This window comes from Ramlibacter sp. (assembly GCF_035548915.1).
In the GTDB taxonomy this organism is placed as follows: domain Bacteria; phylum Pseudomonadota; class Gammaproteobacteria; order Burkholderiales; family Burkholderiaceae_C; genus Ramlibacter.
Genome location: NZ_DASZSE010000034.1, coordinates 1 through 13,020 on the forward strand (window position 1 = coordinate 1; position 13,020 = coordinate 13,020).

Genomic DNA, 13,020 nt, shown 5'->3' on the forward strand with positions numbered 1-13,020 from the left:
GCCTTGCTGCAGCAATTGCTGCTTCCACCGCTCCATTCGCTCGCCGATCATCTCCGGAATCTCCGTCAAGTCCTGCACCTGCGCCGGCTCTTCGCCCTCCGGCAGGTGCCGCAGCACCACGCGCTTGATCCACACCGCGAAAGCGCGCCTGAGTGCCGTATTGTGCGGCGCTTTGAGCTGCCGCGCCAAGCGCGCCGTGACCTCCTGCAGCCGCCCCAGTTGCTCCGGCTCGGCCAGCCGCTCGCCATCCGCGAATGCGAGAAGAGCAGCTTGTAGGCGCCGTCGTGGGAACTCATGGAGGCGCGAGGCTACCAGAGAAACCTCAATGGCCGGACTCGGATCGACTAACTACGCGACCACTCGATCATGCCTTGCGGCAGGCGCATCGCCGATTGCGTTCGGTGCAAGTTCGGTATGCCGGCGACGGTCACTGTCGGCACACGCACGGCAACGGCAGGGCCCGCGGTACGAACAGGACGAGGCTTTCGCGCAGAAGCGATGCCAACATCGACAGGCACGATACGGGGTGCGGCAGCGACCACAGGCACGCTCGGGACAGGTATGGCGTCGAGTTTCGCCGCGATCAGCGCGCCCGCGCGCGCGTTGCGGATGTGAAGCCGCGTCTCGCGCGGCATCGCCTGGCTGTTCATCCCGTTCCACGCGCTGCGGGCCCTGGACGACAGGTTGTAGTAGACCGACACGCCTTCGCGCAGGCGCACGGCCCATTCGCCGGGCGCGAGCGGCACGCCTTGCAGCTTGCGCGCGCTCCACTGCGCCGCTTCGTGCAGCAGCACGGCCGCCGCCTGGACGGCCTGCGCCGGATCGTTGGGGTTTTGGAGGCCCACGGCCTTGGCCGTGGCCGGCTCGAACTGGGCAATGCCGCGGCTCACGACGCCGTTGCGGCCGAGGCCGTCGCGTCCGACCCAGCCCGACTCGGCGTGGATCACACCGTAGAGGTCGTGCCAGTCGAGGCCGACATCCTGCAGATCCGCCTTCTGCGCGGCCGCACGCACGAGCGCGAGGCGCGCGGCCGCGTCGGTGGCTGCGGAGGCTTGCGGGGCCGCGGAGGCTGCGAAGGAAAGGACGACGGCAGCGGCCAGCAGGCACCGCGCCCCGCCCCGGACAACCAGGGAGGTACTTCTCATGAACTGCGGATCAGTGGTGTTGCGGTGCCGCGGCTTGCGCGGTGTGGCGTTCGATGGCGGCGCCCACGAGACGGGCGGCGCGCTTGAGCGGCTCGGCGCCGTCGTCCCCGTGCGCCGAGGAGGCGATCGTGCCCCAGACGCGGCCGTCGAGGCCGATCACGGGCATCGCGACGGCCGCTCCGCTCATGCGCACGCCGCGGCCGGCGAGGAGCTGCAGGCAGTAGGCTTCTTCCAGCGGGTCGCACTGCGCCGCATGCGAGGCTTCGCGCACCACGCGCTGGCCGCCGAGCGTCTGCGAGACGAAGACCGCGTCCAGGCCGAGCGCATCGCGCAGGCGGGCGAGCAGGCCGCCCATGGGCGCGTGCATGTCGTCGGCCGTCGTCGCGACGAGTTCGGTTTCGAGCACGTGAAGGCCCGAGAGGTCGTCCCAGTCCGTGGTGAACTGCGACAGCTCATGCTCGTCCGACTCGTCGGCTTGCACCGGCGGCAGGGTGGCCTGGGCTTCGCGGCCGCGGGAGTTGCGTGCGTCCGTCCCAAGGACGCGGGAGAAGATTCGCATCATGGGTACGAAGTCTGAAGGCCGCGCGACTTCGAACCTTAGGGCGTATGCCTAGCGGCCTTAGTGGAAATGGCAGCATCGTCATTCCCGCGAAGGCGACGCGAAGGCGGGAATGCAAGGCTTTCCGGACGCCCTGGATTCCCGCCTTCGCGGGAATGACGGCTCTTCGGTGGGGGATGACTCTGTTGGCGGGGATGACGGCTCTTCAGCTCCGGTGAGGCTCTTCCCGAGGCGGCTCTTCCCGGAATGAGCCTCTTCCCGGAATGGCGGCTCTTCCCCGGATGGCGACTTCCCCACCGCAGCCTGGCCTCAGTTGCGCGTCTGGTCCACGAGCTTGTTCTTCTTGATCCAGGGCATCATCGCGCGCAGCTGCTCGCCCACCACCTCGATCTGATGCTCGGCCATGAGGCGGCGGCGCGACTGCAGGGTCGGCGCGCCCGCGCGATTCTCGAGGATGAAGCTCTTCGCGTATTCGCCGGTCTGGATGTCCTTCAGGGCCTTGCGCATCACGTCCTTCGTGCGCTCGTCCACGATCTTCGGACCGGTCACGTACTCCCCATACTCCGCGTTGTTGGAGATCGAGTAGTTCATGTTGGCGATGCCGCCCTCGTAGATGAGGTCCACGATGAGCTTCAGCTCGTGCAGGCATTCGAAATACGCCATCTCCGGCGCATAGCCGGCCTCCACCAGCGTTTCGAATCCCGCCTTGATGAGCTCGACCGTGCCGCCGCAGAGCACCGCCTGTTCGCCGAAGAGATCGGTCTCGGTCTCTTCGCGGAAGTTGGTTTCGATGATGCCCGCCTTGCCGCCGCCGTTGGCCATGGCGTACGACAGTGCGAGGTCGCGCGCGCGGCCGCTCTTGTCCTGATGCACGGCGACCAGGTGCGGCACGCCGCCGCCTTGCGTGTAGGTGCTGCGAACCGTGTGGCCGGGCGCCTTCGGCGCGACCATCCACACGTCGAGATCGGCGCGTGGCACGACCTGGCCGTAGTGCACGTTGAAGCCGTGCGCGAAAGCGAGCGACGCGCCCTGCTTGATGCTCGGCTCGACGTCGTTCTTGTACACCTGCGCGATCTGCTCGTCGGGCAGGAGGATCATCACGACGTCGGCCTGCTTCACGGCTTCGGCAACGGCCGCGACCTTGAGACCCGCCTTCTCCACCTTCGGCCAGCTCGCGCCGCCGGGGCGCAGGCCGACCACGACCTTCACGCCGCTGTCGTTCAGGTTCTGCGCATGCGCATGGCCCTGCGAGCCGTAGCCGATGATGGCGACGGTCTTGCCCTTGATCAGGCTCAGGTCGCAGTCCTTGTCGTAATAGACCTTCATGGTTCTCTCCGGGAAAAATCTGTTGGGGTAAGTGGTGAATGCAATGCCGTCACACGCGCAGGATGCGTTCGCCCCGGCCGATGCCGCTCGCGCCGGTGCGCACCGTCTCGAGGATGGAGCCGCGCTCGATCGCTTCCAGGAACGCATCGTTCTTCGACTGGTCGCCGGTGAGCTCGATCGTGTAGCTCTTCTCGGTCACGTCGATGATGCGCCCGCGGAAGATGTCGGCCATGCGCTTCATCTCCTCGCGCTCCTTGCCGACCGCTCGCACCTTCACCATCATGAGCTCGCGCTCGGTATACGAGCCCTCGGTGAGATCGACGACCTTCACGACTTCGATCAGGCGATTCAAGTGCTTCGTGATCTGCTCGATGACGTCGTCCGAGCCGGTCGTCTGGATCGTCATGCGCGAGAGAGACGGGTCTTCCGTCGGCGCCACCGTGAGCGATTCGATGTTGTAGCCGCGCGCCGAGAACAGGCCGACCACGCGGGAGAGTGCGCCGGGTTCGTTTTCCAGCAGCACGGCGATGATGTGTTTCATTTCTCTCGATTCCTCTTTTCGGTGCCCTCCCCCGCAGCCGGTAAGCGGCGGGCTCGGCAGCCAATAGATTCGTCTTCAGCCCGCTGTCATTCCCGCGAAGGCGGGATTGCAGTGTCTTCCGCACGAAAGCCACTGGGTCCCCGCTTTCGCGGGGACGACGGGGCAACTCACAAGTCCTCCGACCCCAGCAGCATCTCCGTGATGCCCCGGCCCGCTTTCACCATCGGCCAGACGTTTTCCGTCGGGTCGGTGCGGAAGTCCATGAACACCGTGCGGTCCTTCAGCTTGCGCGCCTCGCGCAGCGCCGGCTCGACGTCCTGCGGACGCTCGATGAGCATGCCGACGTGGCCATACGCCTCGGCGAGCTTCACGAAGTTCGGCAGGGCGTCCATGTAGCTGTGGCTGTAGCGGCCCTCGTAGTCGAGTTCCTGCCACTGCCGCACCATGCCGAGGTAGCGGTTGTTCAGCGACACGATCTTGATGGGCGTGTTGTACTGCAGGCAGGTCGACAGCTCCTGGATGCACATCTGCACCGAGCCTTCGCCCGTCACGCAGTACACCTCGGCCTCGGGCTTGGCGAGCTTGATGCCCATCGCATACGGGATGCCCACGCCCATCGTGCCGAGCCCGCCCGAATTGATCCAGCGGCGCGGCTCGTTGAACCTGTAGAACTGCGCGGCCCACATCTGGTGCTGGCCCACGTCGGAAGTGACGTACGCGTCGGCGTCCTTCGTGAGCTTCCAGAGCGTCTCGACCACGAGCTGCGGCTTGATCACGTCCTTGTTGCCGCGGTCGTACCGCAGGCAATCGCGCCCGCGCCACTCGTCGATCTGCGCCCACCACGCGGCGAGCGCCTGTGCATCGGGCTTCGCGCCCGACTCCTTGATGGTCGCGACGAACTCGGCGAGCACGTCCTTCACGTCGCCCACGATCGGGATGTCGACCTTCACCCGCTTGGAGATGGAAGAAGGGTCGATGTCGATATGGATGATCTTGCGCTCGCTCTGCGCGAAGTGCTTCGGGTTGCCGATCACGCGGTCGTCGAAGCGCGCGCCCACGGCCAGCAGCACGTCGCAGTTCTGCATGGCGTTGTTCGCCTCGATCGTGCCGTGCATGCCCAGCATGCCCAGGAACTTCGGGTCCGTGCCCGGGTAGGCGCCAAGCCCCATGAGCGTGTTGGTGCAGGGGTAGCCGAGCATGTCGACCAGGGCGCGCAATTCCTTCGTCGCGTTGCCCAGCACCACGCCGCCGCCGGTGTAGATGTACGGACGCCTCGCCGACATCAGGAGCTGCACCGCCTTGCGAATCTGCCCGCCGTGGCCCTTGCGCACGGGGTTGTACGAGCGCATCTCGAGCCGGTCCGGGTAGCCCGACCACGCCGTCTTGTTGAAGGACACATCCTTCGGTATATCCACCACCACCGGGCCGGGGCGGCCGCTGCGGGCGATGTGAAAGGCCTTCTTCATCACGATGGCCATGTCGCGCACGTCCTTCACGAGGAAGTTGTGCTTCACGACGGGGCGCGTGATGCCGACGGTGTCGCATTCCTGGAAGGCGTCCAGGCCGATGGCGGCCGTGGGCACCTGGCCGGTCACGATCACCATTGGAATCGAATCCATGTAGGCGGTCGCGATGCCCGTGACCGCGTTCGTGACGCCGGGACCCGAGGTGACGAGCGCCACGCCCACTTCGCCCGTGGCGCGCGCATAGCCGTCGGCCGCGTGGACGGCCGCCTGCTCGTGGCGTACCAGCACGTGCTGAATGGTGTCTTGCTTGTAGAAGGCGTCGTAGATGTGCAGCACCGCGCCGCCCGGGTAGCCCCAGACGTACTTCACGCCTTCGGCCTGCAGGGCCTTCACGAGGATTTCCGCGCCGCGGAGTTCGAGGGGGTTGCCGCCTGTGCCGGCGGCGGCGGAGATTTCCGCCTTGGAGATTTCCATGTCGATCAACCTTTCGGGTTTTTCCAAAAACCTTTGGGTGCTCCTTCGCTTCGCCCTCATGAGACGGCGTCGGAACTTGGAACCTCGTGCCATGGGCGCGCCAGTCGCTGCGCCGGACCCGGGCTCGTTTGCCTTTTGACTTGCCGGGTGGATTATCCACGATAATCCGCCGTTTCCCATCCGCACCCAGCGACCGACCTCTGCGCCTTGGCCACCGAACGCGAACTATCGGACTTCCTGGCGGGCGTCGAAAGAAGGGCCTTCAAGCGCACGGTCTATCACGTCCGCGACGAGGAGGCCGCCCTCGACATCGTGCAGGACAGCATGATGAAACTCTCGGAGCACTACGGCGACAAGCCGCCCGCGGAGCTGCCGATGCTGTTCCAGCGAATCCTCTCCAACTGCACCCTGGACTGGTTTCGCCGGCAAAAGACGCGTAATGCTTTGTTCTCCAACCTGAGCGATTTCGAAGCCGCGGGGGATGACGGCGACTTCGACTTGCTGGAAACTTATTCGGCCGAGGAGTCATCCCAGCAGTCGGAGAGCGCCGAGGATGCGACGCGCCGGGCGCAGACCCTGCGGCAGATCGAAGCGGAGATTCTGGAATTGCCCGCGCGTCAACGAGAGGCGTTTTTGATGCGTTATTGGGAGGACATGGACGTCGCCGAAACCGCCGCGGCCATGGGCTGCTCGGAAGGCAGTGTCAAGACGCATTGTTCGCGCGCGGTCCAGGCCCTCAGCAAGGCGCTGAAGGCGAAGGGAATCCATTTATGACAACGACCCAGGCAAATCAGGCGGCAGCCGACCGGTTCGGACGGCGGGTTGCGGCGCGGCTTTCGGTCGGCGCGGCGGAGCTGCCCTACGAAGTGTCCGAACGGCTGCGCGCCGCTCGCACGCGGGCGGTGGCCGCGCGCAAGCGCCTGCAGCCGAGGCTCGTGCCGCATGTGCTTGCGACTGGCGGCGCCGCGGCGCTCGGCTTCGACGAGGAAGGACTCGGCCTCTGGGGCCGCATCGCCTCCGCGCTGCCCCTCGTGGTGCTCGCCGCGGGGCTCGTCTTCATCCACGTCGTGCAGCAGGATCGCCGCGCTTCCGAACTCGCGGAAGTGGATGTGGCGCTCCTCGTGGACGACCTGCCGCCAGCCGCCTACGCGGACCCGGGGTTCGTGCAATTCCTGCAGTTGGCGCAAGGGGGCTCCGCCGCGCCGCGCCGATGAGACGAATCGCCGCTTTCGCGCTGTGCCTTGCGGCGGCTGTCTTCGCGCTACCGGACACTGCTTCGTCCGCGCCTGCGGGAGGCTCGTTCTCGGCTCAGGCCCAGACCCCAGCCGCCGGCCGCGCGGTGGGTCGCGCCTCGCAGCAGGGCCACGCCGCCCAATCCTCAGCCACGCCGCGCGACGAATCCCGCCCCGCCTGGACCGAGCTCACGCCGGCCCAGCAGCGTGCCCTGGGTCCGCTCTCGGCGAGCTGGCGCTCCCTGTCGGAAGCCCACAAGCGCAAATGGCTGGTGCTGTCGAAGAACTATCCCACCATGACCGCCAGTGACCAGGCGCGGCTGCACAGCCGGATGACCGAATGGGCGGCCCTCAGTCCGCAGCAGCGAACCCAGGCGCGCCTGAATTTCGCGGAAACGAAGAAGGTCGCCGCGCGCGACAAGAAGGCCGCGTGGGAGGCCTACCAGGCGCTGCCGCCGGAAGAAAAGCGCAAGCTCGCCGCCGGCGCCGCCGCGGCGAAGCCGCCGCCTCCGCCCACCGCGCCCGCGGTGCGCCCGGTGCCGTCCGGGAAGCTCGCGCGCGTGCCGCAGCGCAAGCTGAGCCACACGCCCGGCATTGCGGTCGCGCCGAATCAGGTCGACCAGAACACGCTTTTGCCGCAGCGCGGCGCCGCGCCGCGCAATTGAACGAAGCGCCCGATCTGACCGCGCCACCGCTTGCGCGCCGGATGGCGTGCTGGGTGTACGAAGGCATCCTGCTTTTCGGCGTGGTGTTCGCCGCGGGCCTTGTCTTCAGCGTCGCCGCGCAGATGCGAAGCGGCATCGACGAGCGGCGCTGGCTGCTCGATGCCTTCCTCTTCGTCGTCTTCGGCATCTACTGCACGGGGTTCTGGTCGCGCGGGCAGACGCTTGCGATGCGGACTTGGAACATCAAGGTGGTGGATCGGCACGGAAGGCGGCTCACTCAGGGGCGCGCGCTGATGCGCTACATCTTCAGCTGGCTCTGGGTGCTGCCGCCGCTCGCGGCCCTGCAGTCGAAGCATTTCGGGCTGGCCGAAGTGGGCATCGTGTTCGTGGGATGGGTGGCGTTCTGGGCGTTGCTGTCGCGGTTCCATCCCGAGCGGCAGTTCCTGCACGATGCGATGGCGGGGACGCGGCTGGTGCACGCGCCGCGCTGATGGATTCCCCCGCGCACTGGGGCTGCACGAGGCAGGCTTCGACACGCCCTTGCTGCCCGCAAGACTTCTGAATGATGTCCAGAACGCTCCGGCCTGCCGACATTGGCGGCTCCCCCAACCGTACTTGGAGTATCGCAATGTTGAGAGTGAATGATGCCAGCACGCCGCAAGTCTATTCGACTGAACTCGGGCAGTCTGGCAACCCGCAGTCCGTGTCCGCCCCCTCCGAACGCAGGTCATCCGATAGCGGCGGCAGGTCGGAATTCACGGCGGCGACAAGCCACATGAGCACTGCGCAAGTCGCAGAAGAAGTGCTGAGCAGCGCGCGCGCACGGTTAACGAAAGCAAAGCTTGAAGATAGCCAGGCGAGCCAGGCTTTCGAAAACTACAAGGCAAGCCACGCAAACGACGGCGCACTCAGGGCCTGGGTTCTTGGTCGGAGTGTTGCCACTGCAATGGGTAAGGAAGTGTCGGACTCGGACGGCCCCCCCGGGAAGGAGGCGGCAGAGCTCTGGGAGAAGGCATGCAAAGCGGGGAAAGCGTTTGAGGAGGCATACAACGACGTCAAGGCTGCCGGCCAGCAGGCTCACGAGTCCGGACTGGAAGTCCCCGTCACGTTTCATGGAAGCCCCGGGGCCGCGACGAATGTCGCTCGCTGATCCAGCTGATTCAGACCGAACGCCTGCGCCGCGCTGCTGCGCGGCATGAGGATGCCGGCGCCGAAGTGCCACACGAGTCGGCGACAATCGGCGCCATGTCGACCGTTCCCGAAGCCATCAGCCCCGCCGAAGCGCAGAAGCGCCGCGTCGGCCTGAACCGCATCCTTCACGCCGCGGGGTTCTCCCTCGCGGGGCTGCGCGCGGGCTGGGGCGAGACCGCGTTTCGCCAGGAGGCCATCGCGTCGTTCGTCCTGCTGCCGGCCGCCTTCTGGATCGGCAGGACCTGGGTGGAGGTCGCGCTCCTCGCGGGTTCCGTACTGATCGTGATGATCATCGAGCTGCTGAACACCGGCATCGAGACCGCCATCGACCGGATCGGACCGGAGTGGCACGATCTCTCCAAACGCGCCAAGGACATGGGCAGCGCCGCGGTGCTGCTGAGCGTGGTGCTCGCCACCGGCATCTGGATCGCGGCGCTCATCGAGAAGTTCGGCGCATGACGACCCGGCCCGCATTTTCGATCTGCGTGTATTGCGGCTCGCGCACAGGCAACGACGAACGCTTCATGGCGCTCGCCGCCGAAGTGGGCCGCTGGATCGGCACGCACGACGGGCAACTGGTCTACGGCGGCGGCAACAACGGCCTGATGGGTGTGATGGCCGATGCCGCGCTCGCGCACGGTGCGAAAGTGGTGGGCGTGATTCCGCATGCACTGGTCGAGCGTGAATGGGCCAAGCGCGATTGCACCGAACTGCACGTGGTAGCGAACATGCACGAGAGAAAGCGCATGATGGCCGAGCGGGCCGATGCTTTCGTCGCACTGCCCGGCGGGATCGGGACGCTCGAGGAATTCTTCGAAGCGTGGACGTGGCGGCAGCTCGGCTACCACGACAAGCCGGTGGGCTTGTTGAATTCGGGCGGCTATTTCGATTCCCTGCTTCAGTTCCTGCGCGGTTCGGTGGCCCATGGGTTCATGAGCGACTGGCAGATGGACCTGGTGCGGGTGAATGCCGATGCCGCGACACTGCTCGCGGAGCTCGTGCAGGCGGCGGGCATGAGCGCGCCGCAGACCGATTTTTCGCAGATCTGAGCGGTCGCTGCGGCATCGCAAGGCCGCCCCTCACCCCAACCCTCTCCCCCGAGGGGAGAGGGAGCGGGAGCCGGCCGCCAGGCATCCCCCGCCTACACCGCGGATTCGTCGAGTTCCCCGGTTCGAATCCGCACCACGCGCTCCACGCTCGTCACGAAGATCTTTCCGTCGCCGATCTTGCCCGTGCGGGCGGACTTCACGATCGCATCGACGCAACGATCCACGTCCTCGTCTTTCACCACCACTTCCACCTTCACCTTCGGCAGGAAATCGACGACGTATTCGGCTCCGCGATAGAGCTCGGTGTGGCCCTTCTGGCGTCCGAAGCCCTTGACCTCGGTCACGGTGAGCCCGGTGACGCCGCAGTCGCCGAGCGCCTCGCGCACTTCCTCCAGCTTGAACGGCTTCACGATGGCGGTGATCTGCTTCATATGCTTCGGCTCCTCTTGTCGCCTATGACTTGAATCTACCAGTAATCGGATACCGCCAGTCCTTGCCGAAGCTGCGGTGCGTGACGCGGATGCCCACCGGCGCCTGCCTGCGCTTGTACTCGTTCACGCGAATGAGCCGCGCGACGCGCTCCACCACCGCACGGTCGAAGCCGGCCGCCACGATCTCCTCGATGCCCTGGTCGTTTTCCATGTAGCGCGAGAGGATGGCGTCGAGGACTTCGTAAGGCGGCAGGCTGTCCTGGTCCACCTGATCCGCGCGCAGCTCCGCGCTCGGGGGACGCGTGATGATGCGTTCGGGTATGGGATTGCTGCCGGTGCCGTACAGATCGTTCGCGTTGCGCCACCGCGCAAGCTTGAAGACGGTCGTCTTCAGCAAGTCCTTGATCACCGCGAAGCCGCCGGCCATGTCGCCGTACAGCGTGCAGTAGCCCGTGGCCATCTCGCTCTTGTTGCCGGTGGTGAGCACGATGCTGCCGAACTTGTTGGATAGCGCCATCAGGAAGACGCCGCGGATGCGGGCCTGGATGTTCTCTTCCGTCGTGTCCTGCGGCAGCCCGGCGAACTCCTTCGCGAGCGACTGTCTGAAGGCCTCGAACTCCGGCACGATCGAAATCTCGTCATACCGCACCCCGAGCCGCTTCGACATGTCGCGCGCGTCGATCCACGAGATGTCGGCCGTGAAAGGCGAGGGCATCATCACCGCGCGCACCTTGTCCGGCCCGAGCGCGTCGACCGCGACGGCGAGCACCAGCGCCGAGTCGATGCCGCCCGAAAGCCCCAGCAGCACGCCCGGAAAGCCGTTCTTGCCGACATAGTCCCGCACGCCGAGCACGAGGGCATGCCAGAGCTCCTCTTCCCCCGGCGGATCGGGCGCGATGGGGCCCGACGCACGCAACCCGCCCGCGTCGCTGCGTTCGACATCCACGTAGAAGAGGTCCTCGCGAAAACCCGGCGCGCGCGCCGCAAGCGACCCGTCCGCATCGACCGCGAACGACGCACCGTCGAAGATGACCTCGTCCTGTCCGCCCACCAGATGCGCGTACACGAGCGGCATGCCGACCGCGCGCGCGCGCTCGGCCATGCGCGCGACGCGCTCCTCGCTCTTGTTGACGTGAAAGGGCGAGGCATTGGGCACGACCAGCAGCTCGGCGCCCGCGGCGGCCGCGAGCTGCGCGGGCTCCTCGAACCACGCGTCCTCGCAGATGATGAGCCCGACGTTCACGCCCTCCACCTGGAAGACGCAGCTGCCCTGCCCGCGCGCGAAATAGCGGTACTCGTCGAACACCTGGTAGTTCGGCAGCTCGCGCTTGGCGTACGTTTCCAGCACGCGGCCTTCGCTGAGCACGCTCTGCGCGTTGTAGCGGTGCTGCACCTGCACGGACTTGCTGCCCAGCGAGATGCCGTGCGGGTGGCCCACGGTGACATGCAGGCCTTTCAGCCCCGCGAGTTCGCGGGCGACGAGTTTCACGGCATCATCGCAGGCGGCGGTGAACGCGGGGCGCAGCCAGAGATCCTCGGCCGGATAGCCGGAGATCGACAGCTCGGGCGTGACCACCAGCCGCGCGCCCGCGGCGTAGGCTGCGCGCGAGGCTTCGATGATCTTTTGCGCATTGCCCAGGGTGTCGCCCACCAGCAGGTTCAACTGGGCAATGCAGAGTTTGAGAGTCATGGCGAAATTGTTGGACAGCCCGAAGGACTATGTTACCCGCGTGCTCGAGTCGCCGCAGGCGATCCCGGCCGGCGAGTGGAACGCGCTCATCGCTCGCGACGAGGCGCCTTTCATGCGCCACGAGTACCTCGCCGCGCTCCACGAAAGCGGCAGCGCAACGCCCGATACGGGCTGGACGCCGCGCTTCATCACGCTCTGGCGCGGCAACGAGCTGCGTGCGGCGTGCCCGCTCTACCTGAAGGATCACTCCTACGGCGAGTACGTGTTCGACTGGGCGTGGGCGCATGCGTACGAGCAGCACGGCCTCGAGTACTACCCGAAGGGCCTCGTCGCGGTGCCGTTCACGCCCGTGCCGGGGCCGCGCCTCGCGGCGGCGGACGATCACGCGCGCCGGGCGCTGGTGAAGGCGCTGCTTGCGTTTTGCAAGGCCGAGCGGCTGTCGTCGCTGCATCTGCTGTTCGGTGACGACGATGACGTGGCCGCATGCGTGGATGCCGGCCTGATGCTTCGCCACACCGTCCAGTTCCACTGGATCAACCAAGCCCCCGCGCGTGCCGCTTCGTCTACCGCGCCGCCCCCCGAGGAGGCGAATTGCGCCTTCGAGCGGCCCGGAGGCGCCACCGCGGGCTGGCCCGACTTCGACGCCTTCCTCGCGAGCCTCTCGCACGACAAGCGCAAGAAGATTCGCCAGGAGCGCCGCAAGGTGCACGACGCGGGGGTGAGCTTTCGCTGGTCGCGCGGCGCGGACATCGCTCGCGCCGACTGGGATTTCTTCTACCGCTGCTACCAGCGCACGTACCGCGAACACGGCAATCCGCCTTACCTCACGCGCGACTTCTTCCGCCGCATGGAGCGCGACATGCCGGAGAACTGGCTGCTCTTCGTCGGGGAGCGAGCAGGCCGCCCGATCGCCGCGAGCCTCATCGCGCTCGGCGGCACGGCGGCATTCGGTCGATACTGGGGCGCGCTCGAACGCGTGGACTGCCTGCACTTCGAAGCGTGCTACTACCAGCCGCTGCAGTGGTGCATCGAACACGGCATGAGCCGCTTCGAAGGCGGCGCGCAGGGTGAGCACAAGATGGCCCGCGCGCTGATGCCGGTGAAGACCACGAGCGCGCATTGGCTCGCGCACCCCGCGTTCGCGGACGCGGTCGAGCGCTTCTTGCAACGCGAGGACAGTGGAATCTCGATCTACCTCGAACATCTCGAAGCACGCAGCCCGTTTCGCAATGAAAAGGGCTGAACCCGGAA

15 protein-coding genes and 1 pseudogene are annotated in these 13,020 nt (G+C 66.7%); 8 read left to right on the forward strand and 8 right to left on the reverse strand.

The features are described 5' to 3' along the window. The 6 genes and pseudogenes from VHA82_RS12615 to VHA82_RS12640 all read right to left on the reverse strand — a co-directional run. Positions 1-189, reverse strand: a pseudogene (locus VHA82_RS12615) (hypothetical protein); the annotation flags it as partial. 155 nt (positions 190-344) lie between these two features. Continuing rightward, positions 345-1,145 carry a hypothetical protein gene (locus tag VHA82_RS12620; protein ID WP_325544108.1) on the reverse strand — a complete coding sequence of 267 codons (801 nt, stop codon included), beginning with the start codon at positions 1,143-1,145 and terminating at the stop codon, positions 345-347. Positions 1,146-1,155: 10 nt separating this feature from the next. Beyond that, positions 1,156-1,707, reverse strand: coding sequence for a hypothetical protein (locus VHA82_RS12625; protein WP_325544110.1), 552 nt, complete (start codon positions 1,705-1,707; stop codon positions 1,156-1,158). A gap of 306 nt (positions 1,708-2,013) precedes the next feature. Beyond that, positions 2,014-3,030 carry a ketol-acid reductoisomerase gene (ilvC, locus tag VHA82_RS12630; RefSeq protein ID WP_325544112.1) on the reverse strand — a complete coding sequence of 339 codons (1,017 nt, stop codon included), beginning with the start codon at positions 3,028-3,030 and terminating at the stop codon, positions 2,014-2,016. A gap of 49 nt (positions 3,031-3,079) precedes the next feature. Beyond that, positions 3,080-3,571 (reverse strand): acetolactate synthase small subunit, encoded by a 492-nt coding sequence (gene ilvN / locus VHA82_RS12635; protein ID WP_325544115.1) that lies wholly within the window; start codon positions 3,569-3,571, stop codon positions 3,080-3,082. A gap of 167 nt (positions 3,572-3,738) precedes the next feature. After that, the gene (locus VHA82_RS12640) at positions 3,739-5,511 is read right to left on the reverse strand and encodes an acetolactate synthase 3 catalytic subunit (protein WP_325544117.1); all 1,773 of its coding nucleotides are present in this window, start codon (positions 5,509-5,511) and stop codon (positions 3,739-3,741) included. Between the two features lie 207 nt (positions 5,512-5,718). On the opposite strand from VHA82_RS12640, the gene VHA82_RS12645 reads away from it, so the two are divergent. From VHA82_RS12645 to VHA82_RS12675, 7 genes are all read left to right on the forward strand, one after another. Then, positions 5,719-6,285, forward strand: coding sequence for an RNA polymerase sigma factor (locus VHA82_RS12645; RefSeq protein WP_325544119.1), 567 nt, complete (start codon positions 5,719-5,721; stop codon positions 6,283-6,285). After that, positions 6,282-6,725 carry a DUF3619 family protein gene (locus VHA82_RS12650; RefSeq protein WP_325544121.1) on the forward strand — a complete coding sequence of 148 codons (444 nt, stop codon included), beginning with the start codon at positions 6,282-6,284 and terminating at the stop codon, positions 6,723-6,725. Before VHA82_RS12645 ends, VHA82_RS12650 begins: the two co-directional genes overlap by 4 nt. Next, positions 6,722-7,408 (forward strand): DUF3106 domain-containing protein, encoded by a 687-nt coding sequence (locus VHA82_RS12655; protein ID WP_325544123.1) that lies wholly within the window; start codon positions 6,722-6,724, stop codon positions 7,406-7,408. The genes VHA82_RS12650 and VHA82_RS12655 overlap by 4 nt, the downstream gene beginning before the upstream one ends. Next, the gene (locus VHA82_RS12660) at positions 7,405-7,899 is read left to right on the forward strand and encodes an RDD family protein (protein ID WP_325544125.1); all 495 of its coding nucleotides are present in this window, start codon (positions 7,405-7,407) and stop codon (positions 7,897-7,899) included. Before VHA82_RS12655 ends, VHA82_RS12660 begins: the two co-directional genes overlap by 4 nt. A gap of 137 nt (positions 7,900-8,036) precedes the next feature. Beyond that, positions 8,037-8,558: a hypothetical protein gene (locus tag VHA82_RS12665; RefSeq protein WP_325544127.1), complete on the forward strand. Its 522-nt coding sequence runs from the start codon at positions 8,037-8,039 to the stop codon at positions 8,556-8,558. A gap of 95 nt (positions 8,559-8,653) precedes the next feature. Beyond that, a complete protein-coding gene (locus VHA82_RS12670) occupies positions 8,654-9,058 on the forward strand; it encodes a diacylglycerol kinase (protein ID WP_325544129.1) in 405 nt (134 codons plus the stop codon). Beyond that, positions 9,055-9,648, forward strand: a complete 594-nt coding sequence (locus VHA82_RS12675; protein WP_325544131.1) for a TIGR00730 family Rossman fold protein — start codon at positions 9,055-9,057, stop codon at positions 9,646-9,648. Before VHA82_RS12670 ends, VHA82_RS12675 begins: the two co-directional genes overlap by 4 nt. A gap of 92 nt (positions 9,649-9,740) precedes the next feature. Here the strand turns inward: VHA82_RS12675 and VHA82_RS12680 are convergent, their stop codons facing one another. Then, a complete protein-coding gene (locus VHA82_RS12680; protein WP_325544133.1) occupies positions 9,741-10,079 on the reverse strand; it encodes a P-II family nitrogen regulator in 339 nt (112 codons plus the stop codon). A 22-nt stretch (positions 10,080-10,101) separates the two neighbouring features. Further along, positions 10,102-11,769, reverse strand: coding sequence for an NAD+ synthase (locus VHA82_RS12685; protein ID WP_325544135.1), 1,668 nt, complete (start codon positions 11,767-11,769; stop codon positions 10,102-10,104). Here VHA82_RS12685 and VHA82_RS12690 point away from each other — a divergent pair. Beyond that, entirely contained in the window at positions 11,768-13,012 is a 1,245-nt protein-coding gene (locus VHA82_RS12690; RefSeq protein ID WP_325544137.1) for a GNAT family N-acetyltransferase, read from the forward strand. The genes VHA82_RS12685 and VHA82_RS12690 overlap by 2 nt on opposite strands. Positions 13,013-13,020 lie beyond the last annotated feature (8 nt).

Excerpts from the sequence above, each read along its gene's own strand:
- VHA82_RS12680 (WP_325544133.1), bottom strand. The coding sequence starts at position 10,079 with ATGAAGCAGATCACCGCCATCGTGAAGCCGTTCAAGCTGGAGGAAGTG.
- ilvN (WP_325544115.1), bottom strand. The coding sequence starts at position 3,571 with ATGAAACACATCATCGCCGTGCTGCTGGAAAACGAACCCGGCGCACTC.
- VHA82_RS12625 (WP_325544110.1), bottom strand. The coding sequence starts at position 1,707 with ATGATGCGAATCTTCTCCCGCGTCCTTGGGACGGACGCACGCAACTCC.
- VHA82_RS12665 (WP_325544127.1), top strand. The coding sequence starts at position 8,037 with ATGTTGAGAGTGAATGATGCCAGCACGCCGCAAGTCTATTCGACTGAA.
- VHA82_RS12685 (WP_325544135.1), bottom strand. The coding sequence starts at position 11,769 with ATGACTCTCAAACTCTGCATTGCCCAGTTGAACCTGCTGGTGGGCGAC.
- VHA82_RS12675 (WP_325544131.1), top strand. The coding sequence starts at position 9,055 with ATGACGACCCGGCCCGCATTTTCGATCTGCGTGTATTGCGGCTCGCGC.
- VHA82_RS12655 (WP_325544123.1), top strand. The coding sequence starts at position 6,722 with ATGAGACGAATCGCCGCTTTCGCGCTGTGCCTTGCGGCGGCTGTCTTC.
- VHA82_RS12620 (WP_325544108.1), bottom strand. The coding sequence starts at position 1,145 with ATGAGAAGTACCTCCCTGGTTGTCCGGGGCGGGGCGCGGTGCCTGCTG.
- ilvC (WP_325544112.1), bottom strand. The coding sequence starts at position 3,030 with ATGAAGGTCTATTACGACAAGGACTGCGACCTGAGCCTGATCAAGGGC.
- VHA82_RS12650 (WP_325544121.1), top strand. The coding sequence starts at position 6,282 with ATGACAACGACCCAGGCAAATCAGGCGGCAGCCGACCGGTTCGGACGG.
- VHA82_RS12640 (WP_325544117.1), bottom strand. The coding sequence starts at position 5,511 with ATGGAAATCTCCAAGGCGGAAATCTCCGCCGCCGCCGGCACAGGCGGC.
- VHA82_RS12690 (WP_325544137.1), top strand. The coding sequence starts at position 11,768 with ATGGCGAAATTGTTGGACAGCCCGAAGGACTATGTTACCCGCGTGCTC.
- VHA82_RS12670 (WP_325544129.1), top strand. The coding sequence starts at position 8,654 with ATGTCGACCGTTCCCGAAGCCATCAGCCCCGCCGAAGCGCAGAAGCGC.